The organism is Pilimelia columellifera subsp. columellifera (genome assembly GCF_039532605.1).
Classification (GTDB): domain Bacteria; phylum Actinomycetota; class Actinomycetes; order Mycobacteriales; family Micromonosporaceae; genus Pilimelia; species Pilimelia columellifera.
This window is the reverse complement of record NZ_BAAARY010000012.1, coordinates 68,261-92,986: the sequence shown is the minus strand read 5'-3', so window position 1 is coordinate 92,986 and position 24,726 is coordinate 68,261. Positions and strand designations below refer to the sequence as shown.

The following is a 24,726-nucleotide window of genomic DNA, read 5'->3' as shown; positions in this document are numbered from 1 at the left end:
CCGACCAGGACCGGTCGCCATCGGGGTCGGATCACGAGCGCCCACCGTGCCTTGTTCGTACGTATGTTCGATACCGGGGTAGGCTGGCGCCGTGACGTTCCAGGCATCGCTGCTCGCGTGCGGCAAGGAGGTTCGGCCCGGCCCGCTCGGCGGCGTCGTGCAGCGAACGCCGCTGGCCGCTGGCGCGTGGTTGGACCTACGGCCGGGTTGGCTGCTGGGCGCCGATGCGCTGTTCGACCGGTTGCGTCATGCCGTGCCGTGGCGGGCCGAACGGCGGCAGATGTACGACCGGGTCGTGGCCGTTCCCCGACTGCTCGCCTTCTACGGGGAGGGAGCGGCGCTGCCCGACCCGGCGCTCGACGCGGCCCGGGCGGCGCTCGACAGTCACTATGGCGCGGAGCTTGGCGAGCCGTTCGCCACGGCCGGGCTGTGTTGGTACCGCGACGGCCGCGACAGCGTCGCCTGGCACGGTGACACCGTGGGGCGCGGCGCGACCGCGGACACCATCGTGGCGATCGTTTCGCTCGGCGCTCCCCGGACGCTTGCGCTGCGTCCGCGCGGCGGCGGCCGCACGCTGCGCTTCGACGTCGGCCACGGTGACCTGCTGGTGATGGGCGGCTCGTGTCAGCGCGCCTGGGAACACGCCGTGCCGAAGACAACCCGGCCGTGCGGGCCGCGGATCAGCGTCCAGTTCCGGCCGCGCGGCGTCCGCTGACGCGCTCGTCGTCAATCGCAGGTCATCCCGCCATACACCTGGCCACGTCGGGGTTGAGGCCCCGGCCCCCCGGGTCGCAAAAGGCGTGTTTCGTCGTCAGCTTGTATAACAGGGTCCAAAATGGGACCGATTCACCGACGCTGACAGAGAGTGAAAACAGTGATGAGATGCCGGGCAAAGCAGGTGGCGGTCGGGGTGACCGTCACCCTGTGTGCCGCCGTCGCCCCGCCAACGGCCGAGAACGCCGCTGGGAGCGTCCCCGGCCCACGGGCCAAAGGGGTCGCCGCGGTGTGCGCTGACGCCGCCTCGGCGTTCGCCCTCACCGAGGGCATGTACGGCGCCAACAGACCGATCGTGGAGAGGCTCAGAGCTGACACCCGCTGGGTGAGCGCCACGGATCCGCGCACCCAGCTCGGGCTGGACGCCGAACGACTTGCCAAGGCGGCCAAGTTCGTCGACGGCTATCCCACGTCCCGGAGTCTGCTGGTCGCCCGTGATGGTGACGTGCTCTGGGAAAAGTACTTTCACGGTGGCGCCGCCGAGCAGAGCCTGAACGTCCACTCGGCCTCGAAGAGCATCATGCAGGGTCTTCTGTCGATCGCGCTCCGCGACCGGGCGGCCGGCTACCCCGCCGGCCTGAAGACACCCCTAGCCAAGATCATCTCGAACCCGTCACTGGACCAGCGAACCACCTTGGAGTCGCTGGTCCGGATGAGTTCCGGCCTTGCCTGGAAGGAGCTCGGCGAGGAGGGCGTCTCCGCGGAGACCGCCGATGACTACCGGGACTGGAAGGACCGAACGGACTGGGTCGCGGAGATGATCCGGATCGGCGCCGACCCCGACGCGAAGCCGGGCCCTACCGTGCCAGGTTCCACCATGGTCTACAGCTCTGCCAACACCCATCTCGTCTCCGCCGCCATCGCCAGGATGACGGGCAGGAGCACCTGCGAGTACGCGCAGGAGAAACTGTTCAGTCCGTTGGGCATCACGCCGGAGGCCTGGTTCAAAGACCCGGGCGGCGTCTACAGCGGCGGCTTCAACATGCACCTCACCGCCCGGGAACTGGCCCGGTTCGGGCAGCTTTACCTCAAGGGCGGCAAGATTGACCCAGCGGATCCGGTGGGCATCGTGCCCGCGGAGGCGGTGGCCAACGCGCCGATCCGCTGGGACGGGTCGGACGCTCTCCCGCCGGCCGACCCGGAGGAGTACGACTACGGCAACGGCTGGTGGCGTACCCGGGTCAAGGTCAAAGGTAGGCCGGTGACTTCGTACTTTGCCGATGGCTACGGCGGGCAGAGTTCCATGGTGCTGCCGGCGTTGAAGTTGTCAGTGACCGTCACCCAGTCCACGGTCCAGCCTTACGGCGATGACGAGGACAACGCGGTCTTCCTCAACAAACTGCTCCAGTTGGTGATCGCCGCCGTCAGATAGCGCGGGCCAATCCGAGCCGAGACATTTCGCGATTGTTGAAGCTCGTTTCTGAAGCTGCCGATCAGACCGTGACGGATAGGCAGTAAGGAGGGCGCAGCGTGGACCAAACCGGACGCTGTCCGGCGCGCTGTCCGGCGCCTCCCAGGCCAGCTCGACCGCGGTGGCCTTCGCCGGCGCCGCCAACGCCTACAACCCCAATCGGCTTCTCCGACACCACCCGGAGCAGCACCGACACCAACTCCGACCGGACCCTTTAATCGACAGCACCGGGAAACTGGCGTTCGTGGTCAAGCCCAGCGGCGCCGGGTCGCGCGTCGTGCACAGCGTGACCGTCAACGACGGCGCCTGGCACCACGTCGCTGCCTCGGTCGGCGCCGCCGGACTCAAGCTCTACCTCGACGGCGAGTTGGTCGCCACTGCCGCCACGACCAGCGCCGCCAATTTCACCGCATACTGGCGAGTCGGTGGGAACAACCTCGCTGGATACACCGCCCGGCCAAGCAGCGATCACCTCACCGGAACTGTCGACGAGGTTGCCGTCTACCACCGGCAACTCACCGACAACGAGGTGAAGGTTCACAATCTCGCCCGAACCTGAGCACCACGACCGCGCCCGACGGCGACCGCCCAGCCGTGGCGCCGACTCAGGATTCGGTGGGTGACCGGTGCGTGCTCCAGGCCGACCACAACCGCGCGTACCGGCCACCGGCGGCCACCAACTCGGCGTGAGGTCCCTGTTCGACGATCCGGCCGTCATCGAGCACCACGACCCGGTCGGCGGCGGCGGCCTGGGTGAGCCGGTGCGCGACGACGATCGCGGTCCGTCCGGCCAGGGCTTTGGCCGCCGCCCGTTCCAGCTCTGCGGCGCCGGCGCTGCCGGCGTCGGCGGTGGCTTCGTCGAGTACGGCGACCGGGGGATCGGCCAGCACGAGGCGGGCCAACGCCAGTTGCTGGGACTGCGCGGAGGTGAGCCGGTGGCCCCCCTCGCCGACGACCGTGTCGAGACCTTCCGGGAGAGTGGCCGGCCAGCGGGCGCCGACGGTGGCCAGCGCCCCCCGCAGCGTCTCGTCGTCGGCGTCGGGTCGGGCCAGCCGCAGGTCGTCACGGAGCGGGCCGGCGAAGACGTGTGTCTCCTGGCTGATGAGGGCGACGCGGCGCCGTGCCTCGTGGGGGGTGAGAGTGGCCAGGTCGTCGCCGTCGACGGAGACGGCGCCGGCGGTGGGCGGCCGGATCGCGGCGACGAGCGCCGCCAGGGTGGACTTGCCGGCGCCGCTGGCGCCGACGAGCGCGACCGTCTCCCCCGCCCGGACCCAGAGGTCGATGCCGCGCAGTGCCGGGCGCCCGTTGCCGTAGTGGAAATCGACCCCGGCGACCTGCACGTCCAGCGGGACGACAGACGCGACGGGCGTCACCGCGGGAACCGGCCCGGGGACGTGGGCGGCGCCGACGATGCGGGCGAGGCTGGCGCGGGCGACCTGGACCTCGTCGGCCAGCCCGAGAGCGGCGTTCATGGGGTTGAACAGGTTGTGCAGGTACAGGGCGGCGGTGGTGGCGACGCCGACGGTGACGGCGTCGGCGCGCACCAGGTGGTAGCCGACGGCCAGCACTCCGGCGAGCGCGACGAACTCGGCCAGGTTGAGCCGGCTGAAGAAGGTGCTGAGCAGGTCGATCCCGCGCAGGGACAGGTCGACGGCGGCCCGGGAGCGGTCGGTGATGAGCCGCAGCCGGCTGGCTTCGAGGCCGTGGGCACGCACAGTCGCCGCGCCGCCGAACGCGTCGACGAGCTGCTGTTGCTGCGCTCCGACCGCGACCCGGCCGGCGGCGTAGACGGGGCTGGCGTCCCGGGTGTACCGCCGGACGGTCCAGATCTGGATGGGCGCGGCTAGCAGGGCGACTGCCAGGAACCGCCAGTCGAGAGCGGCGAGGGCGACGAGGGTGAGTCCGATGCTGAGACTGGAGCGGACCAGGGTCGGCAGCGCGTACCGGACGGCTTCGGCGACGGCGGTGATGTCACGGGTGACCCGGGAGGTGAGGTCGCCGGCGCCGGCCGCTTCGATCCGGGCCAGCGGCAGCGCCAGCGCCCGCTCGACGAACTGCTCCCGGAGTTGGGCCAGGGCGCTCTCGCCGAGCCGGGCCACCAGGACGCCGCCGGTGGCGGCGCCGACGCCGTGGACGACGGCGATGGCCGCGAGCGCCGTCACCGGTCCGGCGATGGCGACCTGCCCTGCGAGCGCCGCGTCGACGAGCCGTCCGAGGATGACGGCGGCGAGCAGCCCGGCGCCGGTGCCGACAGCCATCGTGATGGCGGCGCCGGCGGCGAGCGCCCGGCGGGGGCGCAGCAGCGCCCACATGGCGGCGCGGGTCTGCGCCGCGTCGGCCACCGGGAGCAGGTCGCGTGTGGTCACGGTGATCCTTCGTGGAGGGTTGTCGGTCAGGTGAGGGTGGCGGCGCGGTAGTCGGCGTCGGCGACGAGGTCGGCGTGTTCGCCGACGGCGACGACGCGGCCGTCGCGGAGCTGGTGGACCCGGCCGGCGACGGCGAGCAGGGCGGGGCTGGTGGTGACGAGCAGGGTGGCCCGGTCCTGGCGGGCGGCGGCGAGTGCCGCGGCGATGTCGGCTTCGGTGACGGCGTCGACGGCGGTGGTGGGGTCGTGCAGGACGAGCAGCGGCGGGTCGGCGACGAGCGCGCGGGCGAGGGCGGCGCGTTGGCGCTGACCGCCGGAGAGGGAGCGGCCCTGTTCGGTGACGACGGTGTCGAGGCCGTCGGGCAGGTCGCGTAGGCCCACCCGCTCGGCGGCGGTCGTCACCTGGGCGGGGTCGGCGTTGTCGGCGGCGTCGAGGTTGGAGCGGAGGTCGCCGGCGAACAGGTCGCCGTCGTGGGCGGCCACGAGCAGCGTCGAGCGGGCGGCTTCGGGGCTGAGCGCCGCCAGGGGTGTGCCGTCGAGGGTGATGGCGCCGGCCGTCGGGGTGGCGGTCCGGTCGAGGCATTCGACCAGCGCCTGGGCGTCGTCGGCGCCCGCGACGACGGCGACGATCTCGCCGGGGCCGACGGCGAGCGTCAGGCCGTCGAGGCTGCGGTGGCGCAGGGCGTCGATCTGGAGACGGCCGCGGGGTGGGTTGGCGGCGGCCTGCTCTCCGGTGATGGCGACGGGGGTGTTGAGCAGCTCGGCGAGCCGGCCGGCGGCGGCGCGGCCCTGGGCGAGCTGCCCGTTGATCCAGGAGAACTGGCTCAGCGGCCAGACGAGGAACTGGGCGAGGCCAACGGCGGCGACGAGGTCCCCGACGGTGATGGCGGCGTCGGCCGCAAGGACGCCGCCGACGCCGGCGATGAGCGCCAGCAGCAGGCCGGTGAGGATGAGCATGCCGCCGTCCTGCCAGGACCGGGCGGCGGCGGCGCGGACGGCGGCCCGGGCGCTGGCCTGGCTGACGTCGCGGTAGCGGCGGGCGGCGGCGGCCTCGGCGCCGATGCCCTTGAGCACCCGGATTCCGGCGACGAGGTCGGTGGCGAGCCCGGCGGCGCGGGCGGCGGTCTCCTGGCCGGCGTGGCTGCGCCGTTCCAGGGGCAGGCCGAGCCGGTGCGCGGCCCACAGCAGCAGCGGTGTGGCCACCAGGATGATAGTCCCGAGTGGCGCCGAGACCAGCAGCAGCGCGCCGCCGCCGGCGACCAGGCCGACGGCGGCGGCCACGGCGCGGGGGATCGCCAGGTTGACGTCGCCGAGCAGTTGGGCGTCGTCGGTGGCGATGTTGACCAGCGCGCCGGTATGCCGGCGGACTCCCCCACGGGGGCTGAGCACCCGGTCGGCGACTCTGAGCCGGAGCTGGTGGGCGCCGAGGAAGGCGGCCCGTTCGCCGGTCCGCAGACTGTGCCGGAAGCTGAACGACAGGGTGGCGAAGACGGCGGCCAGGGCGGTCAGGCCCACTGCCAGGCCGCTCCAGCCGAGGTCGCGGGCAACGGCCCGGTCGATGATGAGTCCGATGAGGACGGGGACGAGCGCTTCGCCGATCTGGTGGCCGGCGGCGAGGACGGCGCTGGCCGCGACGTGCCGGCGTTGGCCGTCGACGACGCTACGGAGCAGGGTGCGGGCGGTGCTGGGCATAGGGGACCTACCGTCGACGACACAGGTTATAGGTAAGGCTATCCTAATGCAGTGATGAGCATCGACGAGGGCGTCCGACCCACGCTGGCAACCGACGGTGACCCACCCGCCGCCCCGAGCCGACGACCACCGGACCACCGTCGGTGGTGGCTGCTCGGCACAGCCCTGACGCTGGTGGCGCTCGGCGCCCTGAGCCTCGCCCTCGGCGCCCGGCCGCTCGCGCCGGAAGTGGTGTGGAACGCGCTCACCGACCCCGACGGCGGCGAGGCTGCGGTCATCGTCTGGGAGCACCGGCTCCCCCGGACGCTACTCGGCGTCCTGGTCGGGGTAGCCCTCGGACTGGCCGGGGCGCTCATGCAGGCGCTCACCCGCAACCCGCTGGCCGACCCGGGCCTGCTCGGGGTCACCATGGGCGCGTCGGCCGCCGTCGTAGTCGGCATCGCCTTCCTGGGCGTCGGCGCGCTCACCGGATACCTCTGGTTCGCCGTCGCCGGGGCGGCGGGGGCGTCCGCGCTCGTTTACCTCATCAGCGGACGCAGCGCGGCCCCGGACCGGATGGTGCTCGCCGGCGCCGCGATCAGCGCCGTCCTGCTCGCCTTCACCTCCGCGGTGCTGCTGCAACGCCCCGACGCCTTCCGCGACTTCCGCTTCTGGGACGTCGGCTCCCTGGCCGGACGCGGCCTGGACGTCGCCGCCCAGACCGGCCCGCTGATCGGCTTCGGCGCCGTCGTCGCGCTGGCGCTGGCCCGGCCCCTCAACGCCCTCGCCCTCGGCGAGGACTCAGCCCGGTCCCTGGGCGCGGCGGTCGGCCGCACCCGGATCTGGGGGGCCCTGGCGGTGACGGCGCTGTGCGGCGCCGCGACCGCGGCCGCCGGCCCGATCGGCTTCGTGGGCCTGGTCGTGGCGCACGCCGCCCGCATCATCATCGGCCCGGACCTGCGCTGGCTGCTGCCCTGCGCCGCGCTGCTGACACCGAGCCTGCTGCTGGCCGCCGACATCGTCGGACGCCTGGCGATCGCCCCGGCGGAGCTGTCCGTCGGCGTCGTCACCGCCGTCATCGGCGCGCCGGTGTTCATCGCCCTGTGCCGGCGCTCTCGACTGGGCGCCCTGTGACCGGGCCGGCCGCCGGGAGCGGCGCGACCGGCTGGGCGCTGCGGATCGGTCCGCTGTCGTTGCGACCACACCCCAGGTCGACGCTCGTCGCGGCGGCGCTCGCCGTCGCTCTCGTCGGCGCGGCCGTCGTCGCGCTGACCACCGGCGAATACCCGCTCACCGGCGCCGAGATCATCGACGCGCTCCGCGGCAGCGCCACCCCCGGCGTCGACTTCATCGTGACCACACTGCGGATGCCGCGCCTGCTCACCGGCGCCCTCGTCGGCGCGGCCCTGGGCGTCAGCGGGGCGCTGCTCCAGAGCCTGGCCAGGAACCCGCTGGCCAGCCCGGACATCATCGGCTTCACCAGCGGCGCGGCCACCGGCGCCATCGCCGCCTTCGCGCTGGGCGCCGACAGCATCCTGCGGGTGGGGCTCGGGGCGCTGGCCGGCGGGACGATCGCCGCCGTCGCGGTGTACCTGCTGGCCTACCGGCGCGGAGGGGCAGCCGGGCGGCTGGTCCTCGTCGGCATCGGCGTCAGCGCCGCCCTCACCTCGGTCAACGCGTTCCTCATCACCCGCGCCCCGCTACACGACGCTATCGCCGCCCAGGCCTGGCTCGTCGGCGGGCTCAACAACCGGGGCTGGGGACACGCGGCTCCGGTGGCGGCGGCGCTGGCCGTCCTGCTGCCGGCAGCGATCATCGCCGGACGCCGGCTGCGTCCGCTGGAGCTCGGCGACGACGCCGCCGGGGCTCTCGGCGTCCGCGCCGAGCCCAGCCGCCGGATGCTGCTGGTGATCAGCGTGGCGCTCGCGGCCGTCGCCACCGCCTCGGCCGGGCCGGTGGCGTTCGTGGCGCTCGCCGCCCCGCAACTGGCCCGCCGGCTCGCCGGCGCCGCCCGCCCCGCGCTGATCGGCTCGGCGCTCATGGGGGCGCTACTGCTGGCCGCCAGCGATGTCCTCGCGCAACGGCTCTTCACGCCCACGCCGATGCCGGTCGGCATCGTCACCGCCGGCCTCGGCGGGCTGTATCTGACCTGGCTGCTCGCCGCCGGATGGCGAGGTCGACCGTGACCAAGGAGACGTTGATGCCAACGACAAGCCTGCCCGCCGACCGGCTGGTAGCCGACCAGCTCAGCCTCGGCTACGGCGACCGGCCGGTCGCCGCCGGCCTGAGCCTGACCATCCCCGACGGCAGCTTCACCGTGATCATCGGACCCAACGCGTGCGGCAAGTCCACGCTGCTCAAGGCGCTGGCCCGGGTGTTGGCGCCGCACGCCGGGCAGGTGCTGTTGGACGGGCGCCCGATCAGCGCACGCCCGCCAAAGGAGGTGGCCCGGCAGCTCGGCCTGATGGCCCAGTCCGCGCAGGCCCCGACCGGGATCACCGTGGCGGATCTGGTGTCCCGTGGGCGCTACCCGCACCAGAGCCTGCTGCGGCAGTGGAGCCCCGACGACGCCACCGCGGTCGCCGAGGCGATGGCGCGCGCCGGGGTCGCCGACCTCGCCGCCCGGTTCGTCGACGAGCTGTCCGGCGGGCAGCGGCAGCGGGTGTGGCTGGCCATGGCGCTGGCGCAGAAGACGAAGATCCTGCTACTCGACGAGCCCACGACGTTTCTCGACATCGGACACCAGCACGAGCTACTGGAGCTGTGCGCCGAGCTGCACGCCGACGGGCACACCCTGGTGGCGGTGCTCCACGATCTCAACCAGGCCGCCCGGTACGCCAGCCACCTGGTGGCGCTGGCTCCCGGCGGGACGGTGGTGGCCAGCGGGCCACCGGCGGAGGTGGTGACGGCCGAGCTGGTCGAGGAGCTGTTCGGACTGCGGTGCCGGGTGATCGAGGACCCTGAGTCGGGCGCCCCGATGGTGATCGCAGCCCGCCGGACGGCATACCGCTAGCCGGAGAAGGAACGGCGGATCGTGATGTCGCCGAAGGAGGTGCGGCCACGCACCTCGACGGTCTCGGCTGCCCCGTCTGGCCGCGCGGCGCCCTCCAGCAGGTTGCGTAGGTGCCCGAACCTGGTGTTCACCGCCAGCCAGGCGGCAGTGCCCTCGGCGACACCTATCTCCAGATCGCCCATGGCGGTCGCGAGCACGACCGAACCGCGGGCTACCTGGCCGAGCCGGATGTCGCCGTTGGACGTCTTCGCGTCGACGCTGGCGCCGGCCCGCTCGACACAGATGTCGCCGTTGGCGGCGCGCACCCGCACGTCGCCGGTGGCCGCCCCGATCGTCGTGTCGCCGTTGGAGTTCTTGACCACCGCAGCGCCCTCGACCTCGCCGAGCTGGACCTTGCCCGACCCGGTGGATATTTCGGCGCTGCCCGTGACACTGTCAACGGCGACGTGACCAGCCGACGTGTCCAGGCGCAACGGGCCGGTGCGTTCGAGCCAGAAGTTCCCGGCGGAGGTCTTGAGCCTGCACTCCCCGAGCCTCCCGGCGCACCGGAAGTCGCCGATCTGGAGCTCAGCGGACACGCGAGAGCCGCTGGGCAGGTCGATCGACACGTCGACCGACCTGGTCCTACGGGAGAAGTCGAAGGTCCGCGTCGGCCCGCTGATCCGCAGCACCCCGTTGGTGTGGTCGACACGAACCTGGGCAACGGCGTTGACGTCGGACTCGTCGGCTTCGTCGCTGGGCCGGACCTCGACGACGGTGTCGGTCCGATCGCTCGCGGTGAACCGGACGTTGCCGACACCAATCTCGACGACGACTGAAATCGGTTGGAGCGTTTCGAATTTCGGCATAGTCATCCCTCATTCGGGTAGGCGAACGGTCCCCGCGCCTCGGGGCACGGGGGTGGAAGGAAGGGTCCGGGGCGGCTAGCGCACCCAGCCGGTGAAGCCTTGCGGAGCCCGTTTTCCGCCGCCGCGTGGCGCGAGGCGGTGATCGCGATCGGACCGCTGCAACGCGGCAGCCGCCGCCCGGACCAACCAGGCGTTGACCGACCGTCCTTCCTTGGCCGCGGCCGCCTCGACCGCGGCCTTGAGCTGCTCAGGCAGGCGCACGTTGATCCGCGCGGCGGGGCCGTCCTCGGCGACGAAAGGGTCATGGTCGGCAGCGCCGTCGACCGGCGCCGCGGCATCGTCGGCCGCGTGCTCGGGCGGCTCGGCAAGCGGGGACGTGACAACGAAGCTCGGATCACGTCCGCGCAGGCGGAGCTCCACTGAGCCCGGCGCCAGTTCCCGGGTGATCTCATCGGCGGCGGCTGACAGCGCGTCCAGCAGCGTCATCCGGATCGCCGACTCGAGCGACCCGGTCAGGCGCTCGACCAGCGCACGCGTCTCCTCGCCGCCGGCTTCGGCGAGGGTGGCGTATTCACGTCCGAGGTTGCTTACATACGAGGTCAAGTCCATGGCACCATTCTGGCACACCCATGGCACCGCAGCAAACCGTTTTTGGCTCAGGGAGGTCGTCGAGGCCGGCGACGGGCCTCAGCGGCGGGCGAACGACGGGGCGTGCTCCGGGCGGAGACCCACACCAATGAGGTACGCCGGCACGACCGACAGCGCGGGGACGCGTCGCAGCGCGCTCAGCACCGGCCTGGGCGGGCCCGCGCGCCGTCCGTCCAGAATCGGCGTCACCAACACCCGGTGCAGCAGCCGTTGCAGACGCTGCGCCGCCACCGTCGGCAGCAGGCGTCGGGCCCGAACCGACGCCAGGACCGCCGGCGTCAGCTTGCCGGCCTTCAGCGGGCCAGCGAGCAGAGTCGCCGCCGCCACGGCGTCCTGGACGGCGAGGTTGATCCCGACGCCGCCCACCGGCGACATGGCATGGGCGGCGTCGCCGATGCACAACAGGCCGTCGCGGTGCCAGCGCGGCAGCCGGTTCAGACGCACGTCGAGGTGCTTGACCTCATCCATCGACGCCAACGAGTCGACCCGGTCGGCGGCCCACGGAATCAGCTCGGCGATGTCGCGGCGGAACGCGGCGACGCCCCGCGCCCGGATCGCGGCGTCGGTTCCTTTACGGGCCACGTAGGCGATCTGGAAGTAGTCAGTGCGCGGAATCGGGACGGCGAACCGTCCGGGGGCGGCCGCCGGCGCCAGCGCGGCGACGTCATCGCCGGGCAGCAGCGGCAGCCGGAACCACCAGGCGTCGATGGGGACCGGGTACTCGACCGGGACCAGCCCCGCCGCCCGCCTGGCCACCGACCAGCGGCCGTCGCAGCCGACGGTGAGGTCGGCGCGCAGCTCGCCGGCCCGGCCGTCGGGGTCACGGTAGGTGACGCCACGCACGGTGTGGCCGTCCCGGAGAAGACCGGTGACCTCGGTGTTCATCCGCAGCGAGAAGCCTGGCTCCTCAGCGGCGGCGTCGGCGAGCAGGTTGAGCAGGTCCCACTGCGGCACCATCGCCACGTAGGGGAACGGCGCCGACAGCCGGCGGAAGTCCCCGACGACGACCGACTCGCCGTCGCCGACCGGGAACGCGATCTGGCTCAGCCGGCTCTGCGGCAGCCGCGCGAACCGCTCCCCCAGACCCAGCTCGTCCAGCAACTGGATGGTCGAGGGGTGGACAGTGTCGCCGCGGAAGTCGCGCAGGAAGTCCGCGTGCTTCTCCAGCACGGTCACCGCGATCCCGGCGCGGGCCAGCAGTAGCCCCAGCACCATCCCCGCCGGGCCACCGCCGACGACCACGCACGTCGTGCGTTCCTCAACCACGAGCCGCCACCCTTCGCATCGGACCGACGTTCGCGGGCACGGGCCGACGCTGGACAGCCCGCCGACGCCGTCGGCCGTTCGGATCGAACGAACCACAGTCTTGCCGACTTTTTTCCTTGAAGCGCGGACGCGGCCGCCGAACGGTGATAGCGCGTCCCGCGCTCGCATCAGGCAGCGAGCGCCACCCGCGGCCAGCCAGGACCGCGCGTGTCCAGGACGTCTTCCCGACACGAAGGATCTGAATGCGTTCCGCTCTCAAAATATTCGTCAGTCTCGCTTCGGCAATCGCTCTCGTCCCCACCGCGCCGGCCCTGGCCGGCACGACGTCCACCCCGACCGCGCCGCACAAGGTCGGCGGCTATGTGCCGGCCCCCGGGCGCGTCGACGCGCGGGCCACGATGGGTGGCGCGGCTGAGCTGCCCGCCTCGGTTGACCTGCGTTCCCACGCGCCCGCCGTCGGCGACCAGGGGCAGATCGGCTCATGCGTCTCCTGGTCCATCGCGCACGCGATCATGGGGTACTGGGCCAAGCGCTCCGGTGGCTCGGGGGCCCCGTACGCGCCGCTGTACCTGTACATGCGCACCGTCTCCCCCGGCGGCGCCCCGAACGCCGGGACCAGCCCGGACCAGGCGCTGAGCCTGGCCAAGAGCTCCGGCGTGAGCACCCTGGCGAACTACTCCCAGGGCCACTACGACTACAAGACCCCGCCGACCGCCGAGCAGATCGCGGCCGCCGCGAGCTACCGGGTCTCCGGCTACAGCCGGATGTGGCTGGGCGCCGGACAGACCAGCGCCGCCAAGGACCTGGTCAAGCAGTCGTTGGCCGCCGGCAACCCGGTCTCGCTGGGGATGCCGGTGTACCAGGACTTCATGAACCTGGGCAGCCACACGCTGTACAACCCGACGTCCGGGTCGAACCTGGGCGGGCACATGATCACGGCCTTCGGCTACGACGACCAGGGCGTGCTCATCCGTAACTCGTGGGGAACCCGGTGGGGCAACAACGGCGACGCCAAGCTCTCGTGGTCATTCCTGACCGGCAAGGTCGACGCCGCGTACTCGGTGACCGGCATCACCACCCCGGCGGTCAACCCGACGCCGACGCCGGCCCCGACCGTCGCCCCCACGACCGCTCCGACGGTAGCGCCGACCGTCGCGCCCACGGTAACGCCGACGGTGGCGCCCACGGTCACGCCGACGAACGTGGCCGGACCGGTGATCAACTCGGTGACCCCGTCGACGGTCAGGTACGGCCGCAGCGCCCCGGTGACGCTCACCGGCGTCAACCTGGGCAACACCCGGACGGTCACATTGGGCGGCTACCGGTTGTCGTTCATCCGGTTGTCGGATCAGCAGCTGCGGGTGACGGTGCCACCGCTGCGGCTCGGCAGCTACCGGCTCCAGGTGACGACGACGGCTGGCACGACGATGGCCGCCACCGCGATCACCGTGGTCCGGTAGGCGCCGTCGCCACAAGGAACAACAGAATCGGCCGGGCCGGTCAGCGGAGACTTCGCTGGCCGGCCCGGCCGCTGTCGCGGCGGGAAGGTCGGCGTTCCTACATTCTCGGCGACTCAGATTCGTCGCTCTTGGCGTTGGCGAGCGCCCAGATGACGAAGACCGACAGCGCGATGACCGTCATCGACCACAGTGGGTAGTAGGGCAGGAAGATGAAGTTGTTGAGCATCGCCAGTCCGGCGAAGACCATGCCCAGCACCCGAGCCCAGGTGGCGCGGGCGCTGAGTCCGACACCGGCGACGACGGCGGCAACGCCGAGGGCAAGGTGGATCCAGCCCCAGGTGGTCGTGTCGATCTTGTATGTGTAGTTGACGCCGACGACGAAGAAGTCGTCGTTGACGATGGCGGCGATGCCGACAAAGACCTGCCAGAGGCCCAGGATCACCATCATGGTGCTCGCGAGAACGAGGCCGCCGGTCACCCAGGGCCTCGACGGGGTGTTATAGGTCGTCATCGCTCCTCCTTGCCGTTTCGGGTGGTGGTGAGCCGCCGGGCGCGAGGTATGGCGCGGCGTCATTGGCCGGGCCGGGGCGTTCCGCTGGAGATCACCGGTTCGACTCACGATAGGCACACGCGGTGTCGGCCCGTATGCGATCGACGGGACTCGGTCGCCGACCCGAGCCTCGACGAAAAAGTCTGAACTATGGGTTAGGTCCCACATGTCACGGTGTTCCGCAGAATGTAAGCAGAATTCGCTTAACGGGCGCAGGATGCTCCTGTAGGGACCTACCGACGAAGGGTGTGGAGACGCATGAGCGATCTCATCGCAGTGAGTTACCCGAGCGCCGAAGCCGCCCAGTCCGCGCTTCGACAGCTCCACGGACTGGAGAAGCAGATGCTCATCCAGCTCGACGACGCTGTCGTCGTGGAACGGCGCGCCGATGGCAAAATGAAGATCCACCAGACCAACGGGGCCGTCGGCGCCGCCTCACTCGGCGGCGCCGCCTGGGGCGGGCTCATCGGACTGCTGTTCCTAGCGCCGCTGCTGGGCATGGCGCTGGGCGCCGGCGCGGGGGCGTTGGCGGGCTCCACCGCCGACCTCGGCGTCGACGACAACTTCGTGCGCTCGCTGGGCACCGAGCTGGAGCCGGGTAACGCGGCGCTGGTGCTGCTCGTACGGAGCATGACCGAGGACAAGGTCCTGCAGCAGATGCACGGCCAGCACGGCGGCAAGCTACTGAAGACGTCGCTGAGCACCGAAGAGGAGACCCGCCTCCGGGAGGCCGCCGCCGCCGCGCGGGCGCCGATGGCCGTCGGCTGAGGCACTGAGAACGCTGCGGGGGCTGAGCCGGGACCACGGCTCGGCCCCCGCGCGTTCGGGGCCATTCGGGTTCGGGCCCGTCGCGCGGACTTGACGTACACACAGCAACCTTCCAACTACGCTGCGAAGCGAGAGGCCCCCGCGCGCCCCATGACCTCTGATCCGGAACCGCCAGGACTCCTCGGGGAGAGTGACTTGTGAGGCCCACCACGACGCCACGCTTCACCACGACCGTCGTCGACGCCGACCCGCAGGACGGGTACTGGGTGCAGGCGGTCGACATCGACGGCGACGGCCGTCCCGACCTCGTCGCCTCCGGGCTGACCCGGGGCGAGGTCGTCTGGTACCAGAATCCGACCTGGCAGAAACGGGTCATCGCCACGCTCGACAAACCCGTCTCACTCGACGTGGCGGACCTCACCGGCGACGGGCTACCGGACCTGGTCATCTGCCACGACTACGGCAACTGCATGTTCAACTGCGGCCCCCGCGACGGAAAGATCTCCTGGCTACACAACCCGACAGCGTCCGGTCTCGACGGCCAGTGGACCCAACGACCGATCGCCGACCTGGTGGCCACCCACCGGATCCGGGTCGGGCAGTTCACGTCCGACAGCCACCCGCAGCTCGCGGCCCTGCCCGTCGTGGGGCCCGAGGGCGGCGCCGCCGGCGTCGCCTCGCCGGTGCGCGCCATGGTCTACGACCGACTGGACAACCCGCTCAGCGACACACCGTGGACCGGCAAGGAGATCGACGCGCAGTTCCGGATCGTCCACGGCGTCGTCGCCGGCCAGTTCCCGAACACCCCACAGCCGCAGCGGGACTCGTTCCTGCTCGCCTCCGCCGAGGGCATCACCTGGCTCGGGTACGACGACCGGGGGCGCTGGCGCCACCACCGGCTCGGGACCGGGGTTCCGCCACGGCGCTCGCACGAGTTCCCCGACCACGAGTTCTCCGGCAGCGGCAACCTCGCCGTCGGCACGGTCGGCGGCACGCCGTACGGGCTGATCGTGGCGGTCGAGCCGTTCCACGGCGACACCCTGGCGGTCTACCTGCGCCCGCCCGGCGAGCTGACCTTCGAGCAGCCGTGGCAACGCCGTCAGCTGGAGGTCTATCCGCTGCCCGACGCCACCCACGACGCGGTCGCGCACCACGTCGTGGCCGCTGACTTCGACGGCGACGGCGACGACGAGTTCCTGGTCGGGCTGCGCGGGCCGGAGCCCACGCAGGGAGTCATGTACTACAAGTTCGACGCCGCGGGCGAGGTGCTGGTGCGGGAACGGGTCTCCGCCGGCTCGGTGGCCCGGATCGCCGTCGGCGACTTCACCGGCGACGGCAGGCTCGACTTCGTCACCACGTCCTACGACACCGTCGGCTACTACGAGATCGACGACCCGCGGATCACGCTGCACGTCAACGACTTCGGCCAGCCGGGCCCCGCCGCGGCCCCGCCCGGCGGCGACGGCTGAACAACCAGCTCCGGCACGACCACGTCAACCCGCCCGGACGCCGGGCGAGCTCAACAGCTGCGAAGGGAAACACATGAAGGACGAGACGATGCGCGTGGACGCCCTGATCGTCGGCTCCGGCCCGATCGGATGCACGTACGCCCGGGAGCTGGTCGCCGCCGGCAAGAAGGTGCTCATGATCGACGCCGGGGCCACGCTCTCGGAGCGCCCCGGCGAGCATCTCAAGAACGCGTACCTGTACCAGCAGAACCTCGACCTGTTCTCGTCGGTGATCCGCGGGCACCTGAGCCTGCTGTCGGTGCCGCCGAACACCCGCCCGGAGGTCACGTTGGACCCGGGGGCGTTCCAGTTCGACCCGACGCGCTTCCGCGGGTTCACCCAGAACAACCAGAACCCCGACCAGGACCCGGCGGTGAACCTCGGCGCGGCGGCCGTCAGCTACGGCGTCGGCGGCATGGCCACCCACTGGACCTGCGCCACCCCACGGCACCACCCTGAGCTGGAGCGCACCCCCCTGCTGTCGGACGTCGAGTGGGAGCAGCTCTACAACGACGGCGAGCAGCTGCTGCACACCCGGGTCGGCGAGTTCGAGAACTCGATCCGGCACCAGGTGGTGCGCGAGGCGCTGCAACGGGCGTACCCGAACCTGCCCAAGCCGTACGAGGTGCAGAGCCTGCCGCTGGCGGTGCAACGCCGCCAGGACAACCCGGAGATGGTGCGCTGGAGCGGCGCCGACACCGTCCTCGGGGAGTTGGCCGACCCGACCGCCGCCGCCCGGCGGGACGGCTCGTTCGATCTCCGCCCCGAGCACCTGTGCGCCAAGCTCGTGCGCTCGGCCGACGGGTCGCGGGTCGAGTACGCCCAGGTGCGTGACCTGCGCAACTGGAGGATGCTGCGGGTCGAGGCCGAGCACTTCATCGTGGCCGCGAACGCGTACCTGACGCCGCAGCTGTTGTGGGCCTCGGACATCCGGCCGAAGGCCCTCGGCCGGTACCTGACCGAGCAGCCGATCGCCTTCTGCCAGATCGTGTTGCGACAGGACCTCGTCGAGAACATCCCCGGCGACCCGCGCTTCGCCGAGCGGGTCGGCGCGTACCGCAAGGAGCACCCGCACGACCCGGTGCCGATCCCGTCCGGGGACCCGGAGCCCAACGTGTGGATTCCGGTCTCCGCGGACCGGCCCTGGCACTGCCAGATCCACCGCGACGCCTTCCACTACGGCGAGGTCGCCCCCAACGTGGACGGGCGGCTGGTGGTCGACCTGCGCTGGTTCGGCATCGTCGAACCGCGCTTCGAGAACCGGATCGACTTCTCCGACCGGCACACCGACACCCACGGCCTGCCCCAGCCGACGTTCACGTTCGGTCTCACCAGCGAGGACCGGGCCCGGCAGCACGCCATGATGAACGACATGCTGCACGCCGCCGCCTCGCTGGGCGGCTTCCTGCCCGGGTCCGAACCGCGCTTCGTCGAGCCCGGCCTGGGCCTGCATGTGGCGGGCACGACCCGGATGGGCGACGACCCGGAGACGTCGGTGGTGGACACCCACTCGAAGGTCTGGGGTATGGACAACCTGTACCTGGGCGGCAACGGGCTCATCCCGCGCGGCACCGCCAGCAACCCGACCCTGACGAGCGTGGCGTTCGCGCTCAAGGCGGTCCGGCGGCTCACCGGGAAGACCGCGTGATGTTCCCGGCCGGGGCGGTCTCGTTGGGGATCACGCCGACGGTGTGGACCAACGACGACTTCCCCGGCATCGGGGAGGACATCCCGTTCGAGCAGTGCGTCAGCGAAATGGCGCTGGCCGGGTTCTCCGGGTGCAGCGTCGGGCACAAGTTCCCCAAGGACCCGGCGACGCTCAAGGCGGCACTGGACCTGCGCGGCCTGCGCGTGTCCGAGCCGTGGGCGAGCACGTACTTCACCACCGAGGGCATGCACGAGCGGACGGTGGCCGGGTTCCGGGAGCAGATGGCGTTCATCAAGGCCGTCGGCGGGGACCGGGTCGTGGTCGCCGAGCTAGGGCACGCGGTGCACCAGCAGCCGGTGGCGTTGCTGGCCAACCGGCCGGTCTTCGACGACACCGCCTGGCGCCGCATGGTCAACGGCCTCAACGAGCTGGGAAAACTCGCCGCGGACGCCGGCATGACGCTGTGCTACCACCACCACATGGGCACCGGCGTGCAGACCCGGGCCGAGGTGGACCGGCTGCTCGCCGAGACCGACCCGAACCTGGTCCACCTGCTGCTCGACACCGGGCACCTCGCCTGGGCCGGCGACGACCCGCTGGCGCTGGCCCGCGAGCACGTCGACCGGATCGCGCACGTCCACCTCAAGGACCTGCGCCGGGAGGCGCTGGCCGACTGGCAGCGCAAGGACTACAGCTTCCGGGACGCCGTCCTCAACGGGATCTTCACGGTGCCCGGCGACGGCATGATCGACTTCGCGCCGATCCTGCAGGCGCTGGCCGACGCCGGGTACCGGGGCTGGCTGGTGGTGGAGGCCGAACAGGACGCCGCCAAGGCGCACCCGCTCACCTACGCCAAGCGGGCCCGGGAGCACCTGCGGGACATCGCCGGGGTCTGAGACGGTGGGCTACCAACCGATCGAGGACTACGAGGTCATCGGTGACCTGCACACCGTCGGGCTGGTCTCCACCGGAGGCTCGCTGGACTACCTGTGCCTGCCGGACTTCGACTCGCCGACCGTCTTCGCCGCCCTCCTCGACGACGAGGGCGGCGGGCGGTTCCGGATCGCCCCGGTAGAGCCGGGGGCCCGGCTGCGCCAGCTGTACCTGCCGGACACCAACGTGCTGCTGACCCGGTTCCTGTCGGCGACGGCGTCGGCGAGCAGCGTCGGCGCCTCACGCTCGACTTCGTGCTGGAGGTGGCCACGCCCGGCGCGGCCAGCCCGGCGGCCAGCCACCGGTGGGCGGACAGGGCATACACGCACGCCGTGCGGTTCTGACGAGACTGGGCCGGGCGCTCCAACGCAGGCGTTCACCCACCTGGGGCTCATCGGCGCCGCCCGCCGCCTGGACGCGGCGCTGTCGGCGCGCGCCTCAGCGGGTCAGGTCAGCCACGACGCTCAGGTAGGCGTCCGGGCCGACGCTTAGCGCGCCCGAGAGCGGGTGGTTGAGCAGGATAACCAGCAGCAGGTTGCTGCCCACCGCCATCGCCACGCCGGCGATCATCGTGTAATGCAGCCACCGGCTCTCCAGCCCGAACAGCGCGCAGAACACCAGCACCACCGCGCTAGCGAACCCGACCAGCACCCACAGCGGCCACTCCAGGTGCGCGTTACGGGCCCGGTGCAGGCGGTCCTCCCGGTCGGCGGCGACGTCGGCCAGGCGGGCGCTCGCGTCGGTGACGAACGCTCGCTGCGCCTCGGTAGTCGGCTGCGCCTGGTTGAGCGCGATGTGCAGCGGGGTCAACGTCTGGGCCTGCCGTAGCTCCTCGGCGCCGCCCTCGCCCTGGCGCGGCCACCAGGCGATGACCTCCCGGTTGTAGGCCAGCACCGCGTCCGAGAACTGTCGCTGCTGGACCGGGCCCAGCACGATGCTGCCCTCGACGATCGACGACAGCGTGAACGCCTCGCGGTAGGTGCGGTCCTTGGCGTCGGTGAAGTTGTCCCACTGCTCGGCGATGATGAAGCCGACCGTGACGGCGTAGATGACGCCGATGACGGCTGCCAGGAACCCGGCGACGTCGTTGTGCCGCTGGGCCATGATCTCCGGGAAGAATGCCCGGATCGCCGCCTGCAGGCCCACCGCGACGGCGGTGAGACCGCCGATGACGATGACCATGATCCCCCACAAGGGCAGATCGAGAAGGAGATTGCTCATTCGTACATCCTCGGTTCTCCACCGCCTGATTAACTGCTGAATGAATCATTCTCAGAGCAGAAACTCAGAGCAGAAAACGGGGGATGCCCGAATGGGTACCGAGGAGAACAAGGCAGTCGTCATGCGCGCTTATCTGGACGGCATGAACCGCAAAGACATGAGCGTCATCCGGGAGTGCTTCGCGCCCGACTACGTCAATTTTTTCCCCGCCGGCCAGGGGCAGGTGCGCGGCATCGAGGACTTCACCCGCACGCTCGGGGAGTTCCTGGACGCCTTCGAGAACCTCGTCTTCACCGTCGAGGACGTGTTCGCCGACGGCGACAAGGTGGTGCTGCGCTGGTCGGCGACCGGCCGGCACACCGGCGACTACCGGGGCATCCCGCCGACGACGGTCATCCCCGCCACCCGCAAGGAGATCAACTTCAGCGCCACCGACATCTACCGCGTCGTGGGCGGCAAGATCGTCGAGGAGTGGAACACCCTCGACGGCTGGGACATCATGTACCAGATGGGCGCCGTCAAGAAGCTCGCGCCGGCCGCCGTCTGAGGCCTCGAATACTGAGATGGCGGCGCTCGGACGAGCGCCGCCATCTCAGTATTCGAGCGTTTCCGACCGGTCTGGTCAGCCCCGGAGGCTGCGACGGCGGGCGAACGCGTCGCGCTGACCCCACCGTCCCGGAATGTCGTACAGGGCGATGTGCCCGGCGTTGTCCGGCAACGCTGGATCGATCACGAGGTTGTCGCCCGAGGGCTCCAGCCCCAGCATGGTGCGCAGGAACAACAACGGCGCCCCGGTCGACCACGCCTGCGGGCTGCACGCCGTCGGATACTGCACCGGGTACCGGGTCAGCGACCGCTCGTACCCGCCGAACGCCTCCGGCAGCCGGCCATCGAAGAACACCGCGGCATCGAGGATGCCCGCGGCGATGCGGGCCGCCTCGTCGTGGAAGCCGTAACGTCGCAGGCCCCAGGCGATGAACGAGTTGTCGAACGGCCACACCGTGCCGACGTGGTAACCGATCGGATTGTACCGCTGCTCCCCCTTGGCCAGCGTCCGCACCCCCCAGCCGGAGAAGAGCCGGTCGCTCATCAGGTGCCTGGCCACCGCCTTGGCCTTGGACTTGTCGACGATGCCACTCCACAGCAGATGGCCGATGTTGGAGCTGAGCGCGTCGACCTGGTTACCGTCGGCGTCCAGCGCCAGGGCGAAGTACTGTCCGTCGGCGACCCAGAAGTCGCGGTTGAAGCGGCGCTTGAGGGCGGCCGCCTCGGCCTCCAACCGGTCGGCGAACGCGGGATCCTTCCAGGCGATCCGGGCCAGCCGCGCCGCGCGCACCTTCGCGTCGTAGGCGTAGCCCTGTAGCTCGCAGGTGGCCCGGGGGAATCCCGGCAGGCGGCCGTCCTTGAACGAGATCGAGTCCCAGGAGTCCTTCCAACACTGGTTCTCCAGACCGGTCTGCTCGTTGCGACGCTCGTAGTAGACGTAGCCGTTGCCGCGCAGGTCGGCGTACTCGTCGATCCAGTTCAGCGCCGCGCGGGCCTCCGGTTCCAGCTGACGGGCCAGCGCCAGGTCGCCGGTCCAGCGCTCGTACTCGTCGAGCAGCACCACGAACAGCTGCGTCGCGTCGGCGGTGCCGTAGTACGGCGAGTGCGGCTGCTCCTCGAACGCGGCGGTCTCGCCGTAGCGCATCTCGTGCAGGATCCGGCCCGGGTCCTCGTCGCGGAAGTCGTCCACGACCGCGCCCTGCCAGTCGGCGAGCGCGCGCAGCGTGGTCCGGGCCAGCTCCGGGGCGAACGGGAGCGCCTGGAGGCTGGTGAAGATGCTGTCCCGGCCGAACATCGTCATGAACCAGGGCAGGCCGGCGGCCGGCAGGCTGTAGTCGCCGGCGACCAATGGGGAGAACCGCAGCGCCGCCAGGTCCACCAGGCTGCGGCGATAGGTGACCCGCAGGTCGTCGTTGTCACAGTCCAGTTTCGGCGCTTTGGTCAGCCAGGCGTCGAGGTTCCGCGACATCCGGGCCTCGGCGTTCTCGGCCTCCCCCCGACGCCGCGACTTGGTGGCGGCGGTCGGCGTTCCGGGCCGGTGCGGCGGCGCGGCCCCGCGGCGCAGCGCGCCGATGGCCTCGACGCGCAACTCGGTCTTCCAGTCCTCGTGCGGCTGAATCCTGACCACAAAGGTCAGGCCGGAGTCGTCGACCTGGACGTCGCCGTCGGTGCTGATGAGCGTCTCACGGACGAACGTCTCCCGGGCGTAGCCGAGCAGCAGCTGACGCTTGTCGACGCGGGTGTAGTGCTTGCCCTTCTTCGCGGTCGCGTTCTTGACCTCGAACAGGTCGGCGAAGTCAGCGGCCGCGTCGATGCGGACCGTCAGCGTCACCGGCTCCTCGGAGTGGTTGAGGATGGTCAGCTGCTCCCGGAACCCGTCGCCGACCGCCCGCTGCCTGATCACCGACAGCTTGGCGTCCACGTAGACGGTGCCGGTGCCCGGGACCAGGAAGAACCGGGAGGCGAAGTACTCCAGGTGGTCCACCGACAGGGAGTTGAGCCGCTGGCCGTCAACGGTGAGGTTCCAGGTGGACAGGAAGCGGGTGTCCGAGGCGAAGAGCCCGGAGGTGTCGGTCGGCGTGGCGTTGATGTCGCCCCGGTTATCGCTGACGACGAAGGTGTTGCCGTCGAGGATGGAGACCGCGTCGGTGCTCATCGCTTCGTCCTCCCCGCGCTCCGGGCCCGCCCGGCGCCGGCGGCTGCCGGCGGCGCCGTCGCGGCTGCCGCCTGTTGGCGCGCTCGCATGAACCGGTGGAACAGCAGCAGCAGCTCCGGGTGCTCCAGATCGGTGACGACCTGGCCGCGCAGCATCATGGCGAACGTGTTCGCCGCGCCGGTCACCAGATTGTCGAAAACGGCGCCGTCGGCGCGGACGACACAGTCGGCGGCGCGATTCTTCTGCGACACCGTCACGGCGCCGCGGTCAATGGTCACCGCCCAACGTTTCGTCGTGCGGCCCGACTCGATGTCGAATCGAATGGTTCCCTGGGCCCGCCGGAGCATTGGCTGATGATCCGATTCAGCCAGCTCGTCGAAGAAGGCCGTGGTGATGTCGCCCATGCCGTTATCCGATCTGTCGCTCCTGAACGGGAGCCTACGGCGCGGTAACGGCGTTCGCGCCGATACCGCCGAATAGCCGGCGCCGCGAAATAGCGGTATCCCGATACCGCGAACGATCCTCGCAATCCGCCCCGGGATGGCGCCGCCGGCGTTAGCGTGGCCCTGACCCCCGCCCGAACACACCCCAACCCCGGCACGATCAGAGGCGGGTCACCTATGCCAGAGCACCACGACGGTCCGCACGGCCCAGGCGTTGACGCCCGGGACGCGGAGCTGGCCAGGCTCCGGGCCGAGGTGCGGCAGCTGCGCGCCCGCCAGACCGGACGCGCCAGCCGCGCCGGACGCTGGGTGGCCTCGATCGTCGTCATGCTCACGGCGCTCGCGCTCGGCGTCACCGCCGTCGGCGCGGTCTTCGCCCGTAACCAGCTGCTCGACACCGACCGGTACATGGCCGCCGTCTCGCCGCTCGTGCATGACCCGGTCATTCAGGACGCGCTCGCCAACCGGATCACCACCGAGGTCGTCACCCACGTCGACCTTGAGTCGATCGCCACCCAGGCTTCGGCGTGGCTGACCGCCCAGGGCGCGCCGCCGCAGGTCAACGCGCTGGTGCGGCCCGCGGTCAGCGGGGCCAGGTCGTTCATCCACTCCACCATCCGGAAGCTGGTGGCCACCCCGCAGTTCGCCCGTGCCTGGGACGCCGCGAACCGGACCGCGCACGAGAGCCTCGTCGTGGTGCTCACCGGCGGCAGCAGCGGCGCCATCTCCAGCAGCGGAACCACCGTCACGGTCGACCTCGGCGTGTTCCTCGACGAGGTCAAGCAACGGCTCGTCGAGGCCGGTCTCACCATCGCCGCCCGGATACCGGCGGTCTCGATCCCGTTCACGCTATTCGCGTCCGATCAGTTGCCGGCGCTGCGTACCTACGTGCGCTGGCTGGACCAGGTCGCGACGTGGCTGCCCTGGGTCGCGCTCACGCTGCTGCTCGTCGGCATCGGTGTCGCGCCACAGCGGCGACGGGGCCTGCTCGTCGCCGGGCTCGTCGTCGCCGGCGGGCTGCTCCTGCTACGTCTGGGCATCGCCGCCGTCCAGGACCTCTACCTCGACCGACTACCGCCGGAGGTGCCGTCGCCCGAGGCTGCGCGCCAGGTGATGACGGCGCTCACCGGCGGCGTCCGGGACGCGGTCACCGCCATCATCGTCGTCGCCGGCATGGCGGCGCTCGTCGCCTGGCTGACCGGCCCGAGCCAGCTCGCGGTGGCGCTGCGCCGGGGCGGGAACTGGATCCTCGACGCCCTCGGCCGCGCCCTCGGGCACGCGCAGCTGCCGATCGGCGGCACGAGCGCGCTGGCCGACCGTAGCCGGCGACCGATTCAGGTGATCACGGCGGTCGTCGCGGCCGCGTTGCTGCTCGTGGCGCCCAGCGTCACCGCGGGGTTGTGGCTGGCGACAGCGGCGCTCGCCGTCGTCGTGGCGGTGGAGGTCCTGGCGCGGACGCCGACCCGGGCCGGAACACCGACCGATTGACCGGCGTGGA

At 71.4% G+C, this 24,726-nt stretch carries 23 protein-coding genes; 14 read left to right on the top strand and 9 right to left on the bottom strand.

Features of this window, described 5'->3' with window-relative positions:
* The first annotated feature begins 91 nt into the window (after positions 1 to 91).
* From ABD287_RS13475 to ABD287_RS13465, 3 genes are all read left to right on the top strand, one after another.
* On the top strand, positions 92 to 715 hold the full coding sequence (locus tag ABD287_RS13475) for an alpha-ketoglutarate-dependent dioxygenase AlkB (protein WP_344172883.1): 624 nt from the start codon (positions 92 to 94) through the stop codon (positions 713 to 715).
* A gap of 162 nt (positions 716 to 877) precedes the next feature.
* The gene (locus ABD287_RS13470; protein WP_344172881.1) at positions 878 to 2,146 is read left to right on the top strand and encodes a serine hydrolase domain-containing protein; all 1,269 of its coding nucleotides are present in this window, start codon (positions 878 to 880) and stop codon (positions 2,144 to 2,146) included.
* A 160-nt stretch (positions 2,147 to 2,306) separates the two neighbouring features.
* On the top strand, positions 2,307 to 2,744 hold the full coding sequence (locus tag ABD287_RS13465; protein ID WP_344172879.1) for a LamG domain-containing protein: 438 nt from the start codon (positions 2,307 to 2,309) through the stop codon (positions 2,742 to 2,744).
* Positions 2,745 to 2,790: 46 nt separating this feature from the next.
* On the opposite strand, the gene ABD287_RS13460 is transcribed toward ABD287_RS13465, so the two are convergent.
* The gene (locus ABD287_RS13460) at positions 2,791 to 4,497 is read right to left on the bottom strand and encodes an ABC transporter ATP-binding protein (RefSeq protein WP_344172916.1); all 1,707 of its coding nucleotides are present in this window, start codon (positions 4,495 to 4,497) and stop codon (positions 2,791 to 2,793) included.
* A gap of 80 nt (positions 4,498 to 4,577) precedes the next feature.
* Positions 4,578 to 6,242: an ABC transporter transmembrane domain-containing protein gene (locus tag ABD287_RS13455; protein ID WP_344172877.1), complete on the bottom strand. Its 1,665-nt coding sequence runs from the start codon at positions 6,240 to 6,242 to the stop codon at positions 4,578 to 4,580.
* A gap of 54 nt (positions 6,243 to 6,296) precedes the next feature.
* Between ABD287_RS13455 and ABD287_RS13450 the strand changes: the two genes are divergently transcribed.
* From ABD287_RS13450 to ABD287_RS13440, 3 genes are read left to right on the top strand one after another with little or no spacing between them, the layout of a single operon-like run.
* On the top strand, positions 6,297 to 7,355 hold the full coding sequence (locus ABD287_RS13450; protein ID WP_344172875.1) for a FecCD family ABC transporter permease: 1,059 nt from the start codon (positions 6,297 to 6,299) through the stop codon (positions 7,353 to 7,355).
* A complete protein-coding gene (locus tag ABD287_RS13445; RefSeq protein ID WP_344172873.1) occupies positions 7,352 to 8,407 on the top strand; it encodes a FecCD family ABC transporter permease in 1,056 nt (351 codons plus the stop codon). Before ABD287_RS13450 ends, ABD287_RS13445 begins: the two co-directional genes overlap by 4 nt.
* Positions 8,408 to 8,421: 14 nt before the next feature.
* Positions 8,422 to 9,234, top strand: a complete 813-nt coding sequence (locus tag ABD287_RS13440; protein WP_344172871.1) for an ABC transporter ATP-binding protein — start codon at positions 8,422 to 8,424, stop codon at positions 9,232 to 9,234.
* On the opposite strand, the gene ABD287_RS13435 is transcribed toward ABD287_RS13440, so the two are convergent.
* The 3 genes from ABD287_RS13435 to ABD287_RS13425 all read right to left on the bottom strand — a co-directional run bounded on the left by ABD287_RS13435 (position 9,231) and on the right by ABD287_RS13425 (position 11,996).
* Positions 9,231 to 10,082 carry a DUF4097 family beta strand repeat-containing protein gene (locus ABD287_RS13435; protein ID WP_344172869.1) on the bottom strand — a complete coding sequence of 284 codons (852 nt, stop codon included), beginning with the start codon at positions 10,080 to 10,082 and terminating at the stop codon, positions 9,231 to 9,233. The genes ABD287_RS13440 and ABD287_RS13435 overlap by 4 nt on opposite strands.
* Before the next feature lie 75 nt (positions 10,083 to 10,157).
* Positions 10,158 to 10,691, bottom strand: coding sequence for a YlcI/YnfO family protein (locus ABD287_RS13430; RefSeq protein WP_344172867.1), 534 nt, complete (start codon positions 10,689 to 10,691; stop codon positions 10,158 to 10,160).
* Positions 10,692 to 10,769: 78 nt separating this feature from the next.
* Entirely contained in the window at positions 10,770 to 11,996 is a 1,227-nt protein-coding gene (locus ABD287_RS13425; RefSeq protein WP_344172865.1) for an FAD-dependent oxidoreductase, read from the bottom strand.
* Positions 11,997 to 12,238: 242 nt separating this feature from the next.
* Between ABD287_RS13425 and ABD287_RS13420 the strand changes: the two genes are divergently transcribed.
* A complete protein-coding gene (locus ABD287_RS13420; protein ID WP_344172863.1) occupies positions 12,239 to 13,456 on the top strand; it encodes a C1 family peptidase in 1,218 nt (405 codons plus the stop codon).
* 97 nt (positions 13,457 to 13,553) lie between these two features.
* On the opposite strand, the gene ABD287_RS13415 is transcribed toward ABD287_RS13420, so the two are convergent.
* The gene (locus ABD287_RS13415) at positions 13,554 to 13,967 is read right to left on the bottom strand and encodes a DUF7144 family membrane protein (RefSeq protein ID WP_344172861.1); all 414 of its coding nucleotides are present in this window, start codon (positions 13,965 to 13,967) and stop codon (positions 13,554 to 13,556) included.
* Positions 13,968 to 14,264: 297 nt separating this feature from the next.
* Here ABD287_RS13415 and ABD287_RS13410 point away from each other — a divergent pair, with 297 nt between their 5' ends.
* The 5 genes from ABD287_RS13410 (at position 14,265) to ABD287_RS13390 (ending at position 19,355) form a co-directional block, all read left to right on the top strand.
* Positions 14,265 to 14,774, top strand: a complete 510-nt coding sequence (locus tag ABD287_RS13410; RefSeq protein WP_344172859.1) for a DUF1269 domain-containing protein — start codon at positions 14,265 to 14,267, stop codon at positions 14,772 to 14,774.
* Positions 14,775 to 14,971: 197 nt separating this feature from the next.
* Positions 14,972 to 16,243 carry an FG-GAP repeat domain-containing protein gene (locus ABD287_RS13405; protein WP_344172857.1) on the top strand — a complete coding sequence of 424 codons (1,272 nt, stop codon included), beginning with the start codon at positions 14,972 to 14,974 and terminating at the stop codon, positions 16,241 to 16,243.
* 73 nt (positions 16,244 to 16,316) lie between these two features.
* Positions 16,317 to 17,930, top strand: a complete 1,614-nt coding sequence (locus ABD287_RS13400; protein WP_344172855.1) for a pyranose oxidase — start codon at positions 16,317 to 16,319, stop codon at positions 17,928 to 17,930.
* On the top strand, positions 17,930 to 18,826 hold the full coding sequence (gene iolE, locus ABD287_RS13395) for a myo-inosose-2 dehydratase (protein WP_344172914.1): 897 nt from the start codon (positions 17,930 to 17,932) through the stop codon (positions 18,824 to 18,826). Before ABD287_RS13400 ends, iolE begins: the two co-directional genes overlap by 1 nt.
* 4 nt (positions 18,827 to 18,830) lie before the next feature.
* On the top strand, positions 18,831 to 19,355 hold the full coding sequence (locus tag ABD287_RS13390) for a trehalase-like domain-containing protein (protein ID WP_344172853.1): 525 nt from the start codon (positions 18,831 to 18,833) through the stop codon (positions 19,353 to 19,355).
* Here the strand turns inward: ABD287_RS13390 and ABD287_RS13385 are convergent.
* On the bottom strand, positions 19,302 to 20,084 hold the full coding sequence (locus tag ABD287_RS13385; RefSeq protein WP_344172851.1) for a bestrophin-like domain: 783 nt from the start codon (positions 20,082 to 20,084) through the stop codon (positions 19,302 to 19,304). The genes ABD287_RS13390 and ABD287_RS13385 overlap by 54 nt on opposite strands.
* 91 nt (positions 20,085 to 20,175) lie before the next feature.
* On the opposite strand from ABD287_RS13385, the gene ABD287_RS13380 reads away from it, so the two are divergent.
* Positions 20,176 to 20,631 carry an ester cyclase gene (locus ABD287_RS13380; RefSeq protein WP_344172849.1) on the top strand — a complete coding sequence of 152 codons (456 nt, stop codon included), beginning with the start codon at positions 20,176 to 20,178 and terminating at the stop codon, positions 20,629 to 20,631.
* A 75-nt stretch (positions 20,632 to 20,706) separates the two neighbouring features.
* On the opposite strand, the gene ABD287_RS13375 is transcribed toward ABD287_RS13380, so the two are convergent.
* On the bottom strand, positions 20,707 to 22,785 hold the full coding sequence (locus ABD287_RS13375; RefSeq protein WP_344172846.1) for an amylo-alpha-1,6-glucosidase: 2,079 nt from the start codon (positions 22,783 to 22,785) through the stop codon (positions 20,707 to 20,709).
* Positions 22,782 to 23,189 carry an SCP2 sterol-binding domain-containing protein gene (locus ABD287_RS13370; RefSeq protein WP_344172844.1) on the bottom strand — a complete coding sequence of 136 codons (408 nt, stop codon included), beginning with the start codon at positions 23,187 to 23,189 and terminating at the stop codon, positions 22,782 to 22,784. Before ABD287_RS13370 ends, ABD287_RS13375 begins: the two co-directional genes overlap by 4 nt.
* A 216-nt stretch (positions 23,190 to 23,405) precedes the next feature.
* On the opposite strand from ABD287_RS13370, the gene ABD287_RS13365 reads away from it, so the two are divergent.
* Positions 23,406 to 24,716 carry a hypothetical protein gene (locus ABD287_RS13365; protein WP_344172842.1) on the top strand — a complete coding sequence of 437 codons (1,311 nt, stop codon included), beginning with the start codon at positions 23,406 to 23,408 and terminating at the stop codon, positions 24,714 to 24,716.
* Positions 24,717 to 24,726: the final 10 nt, after the last annotated feature.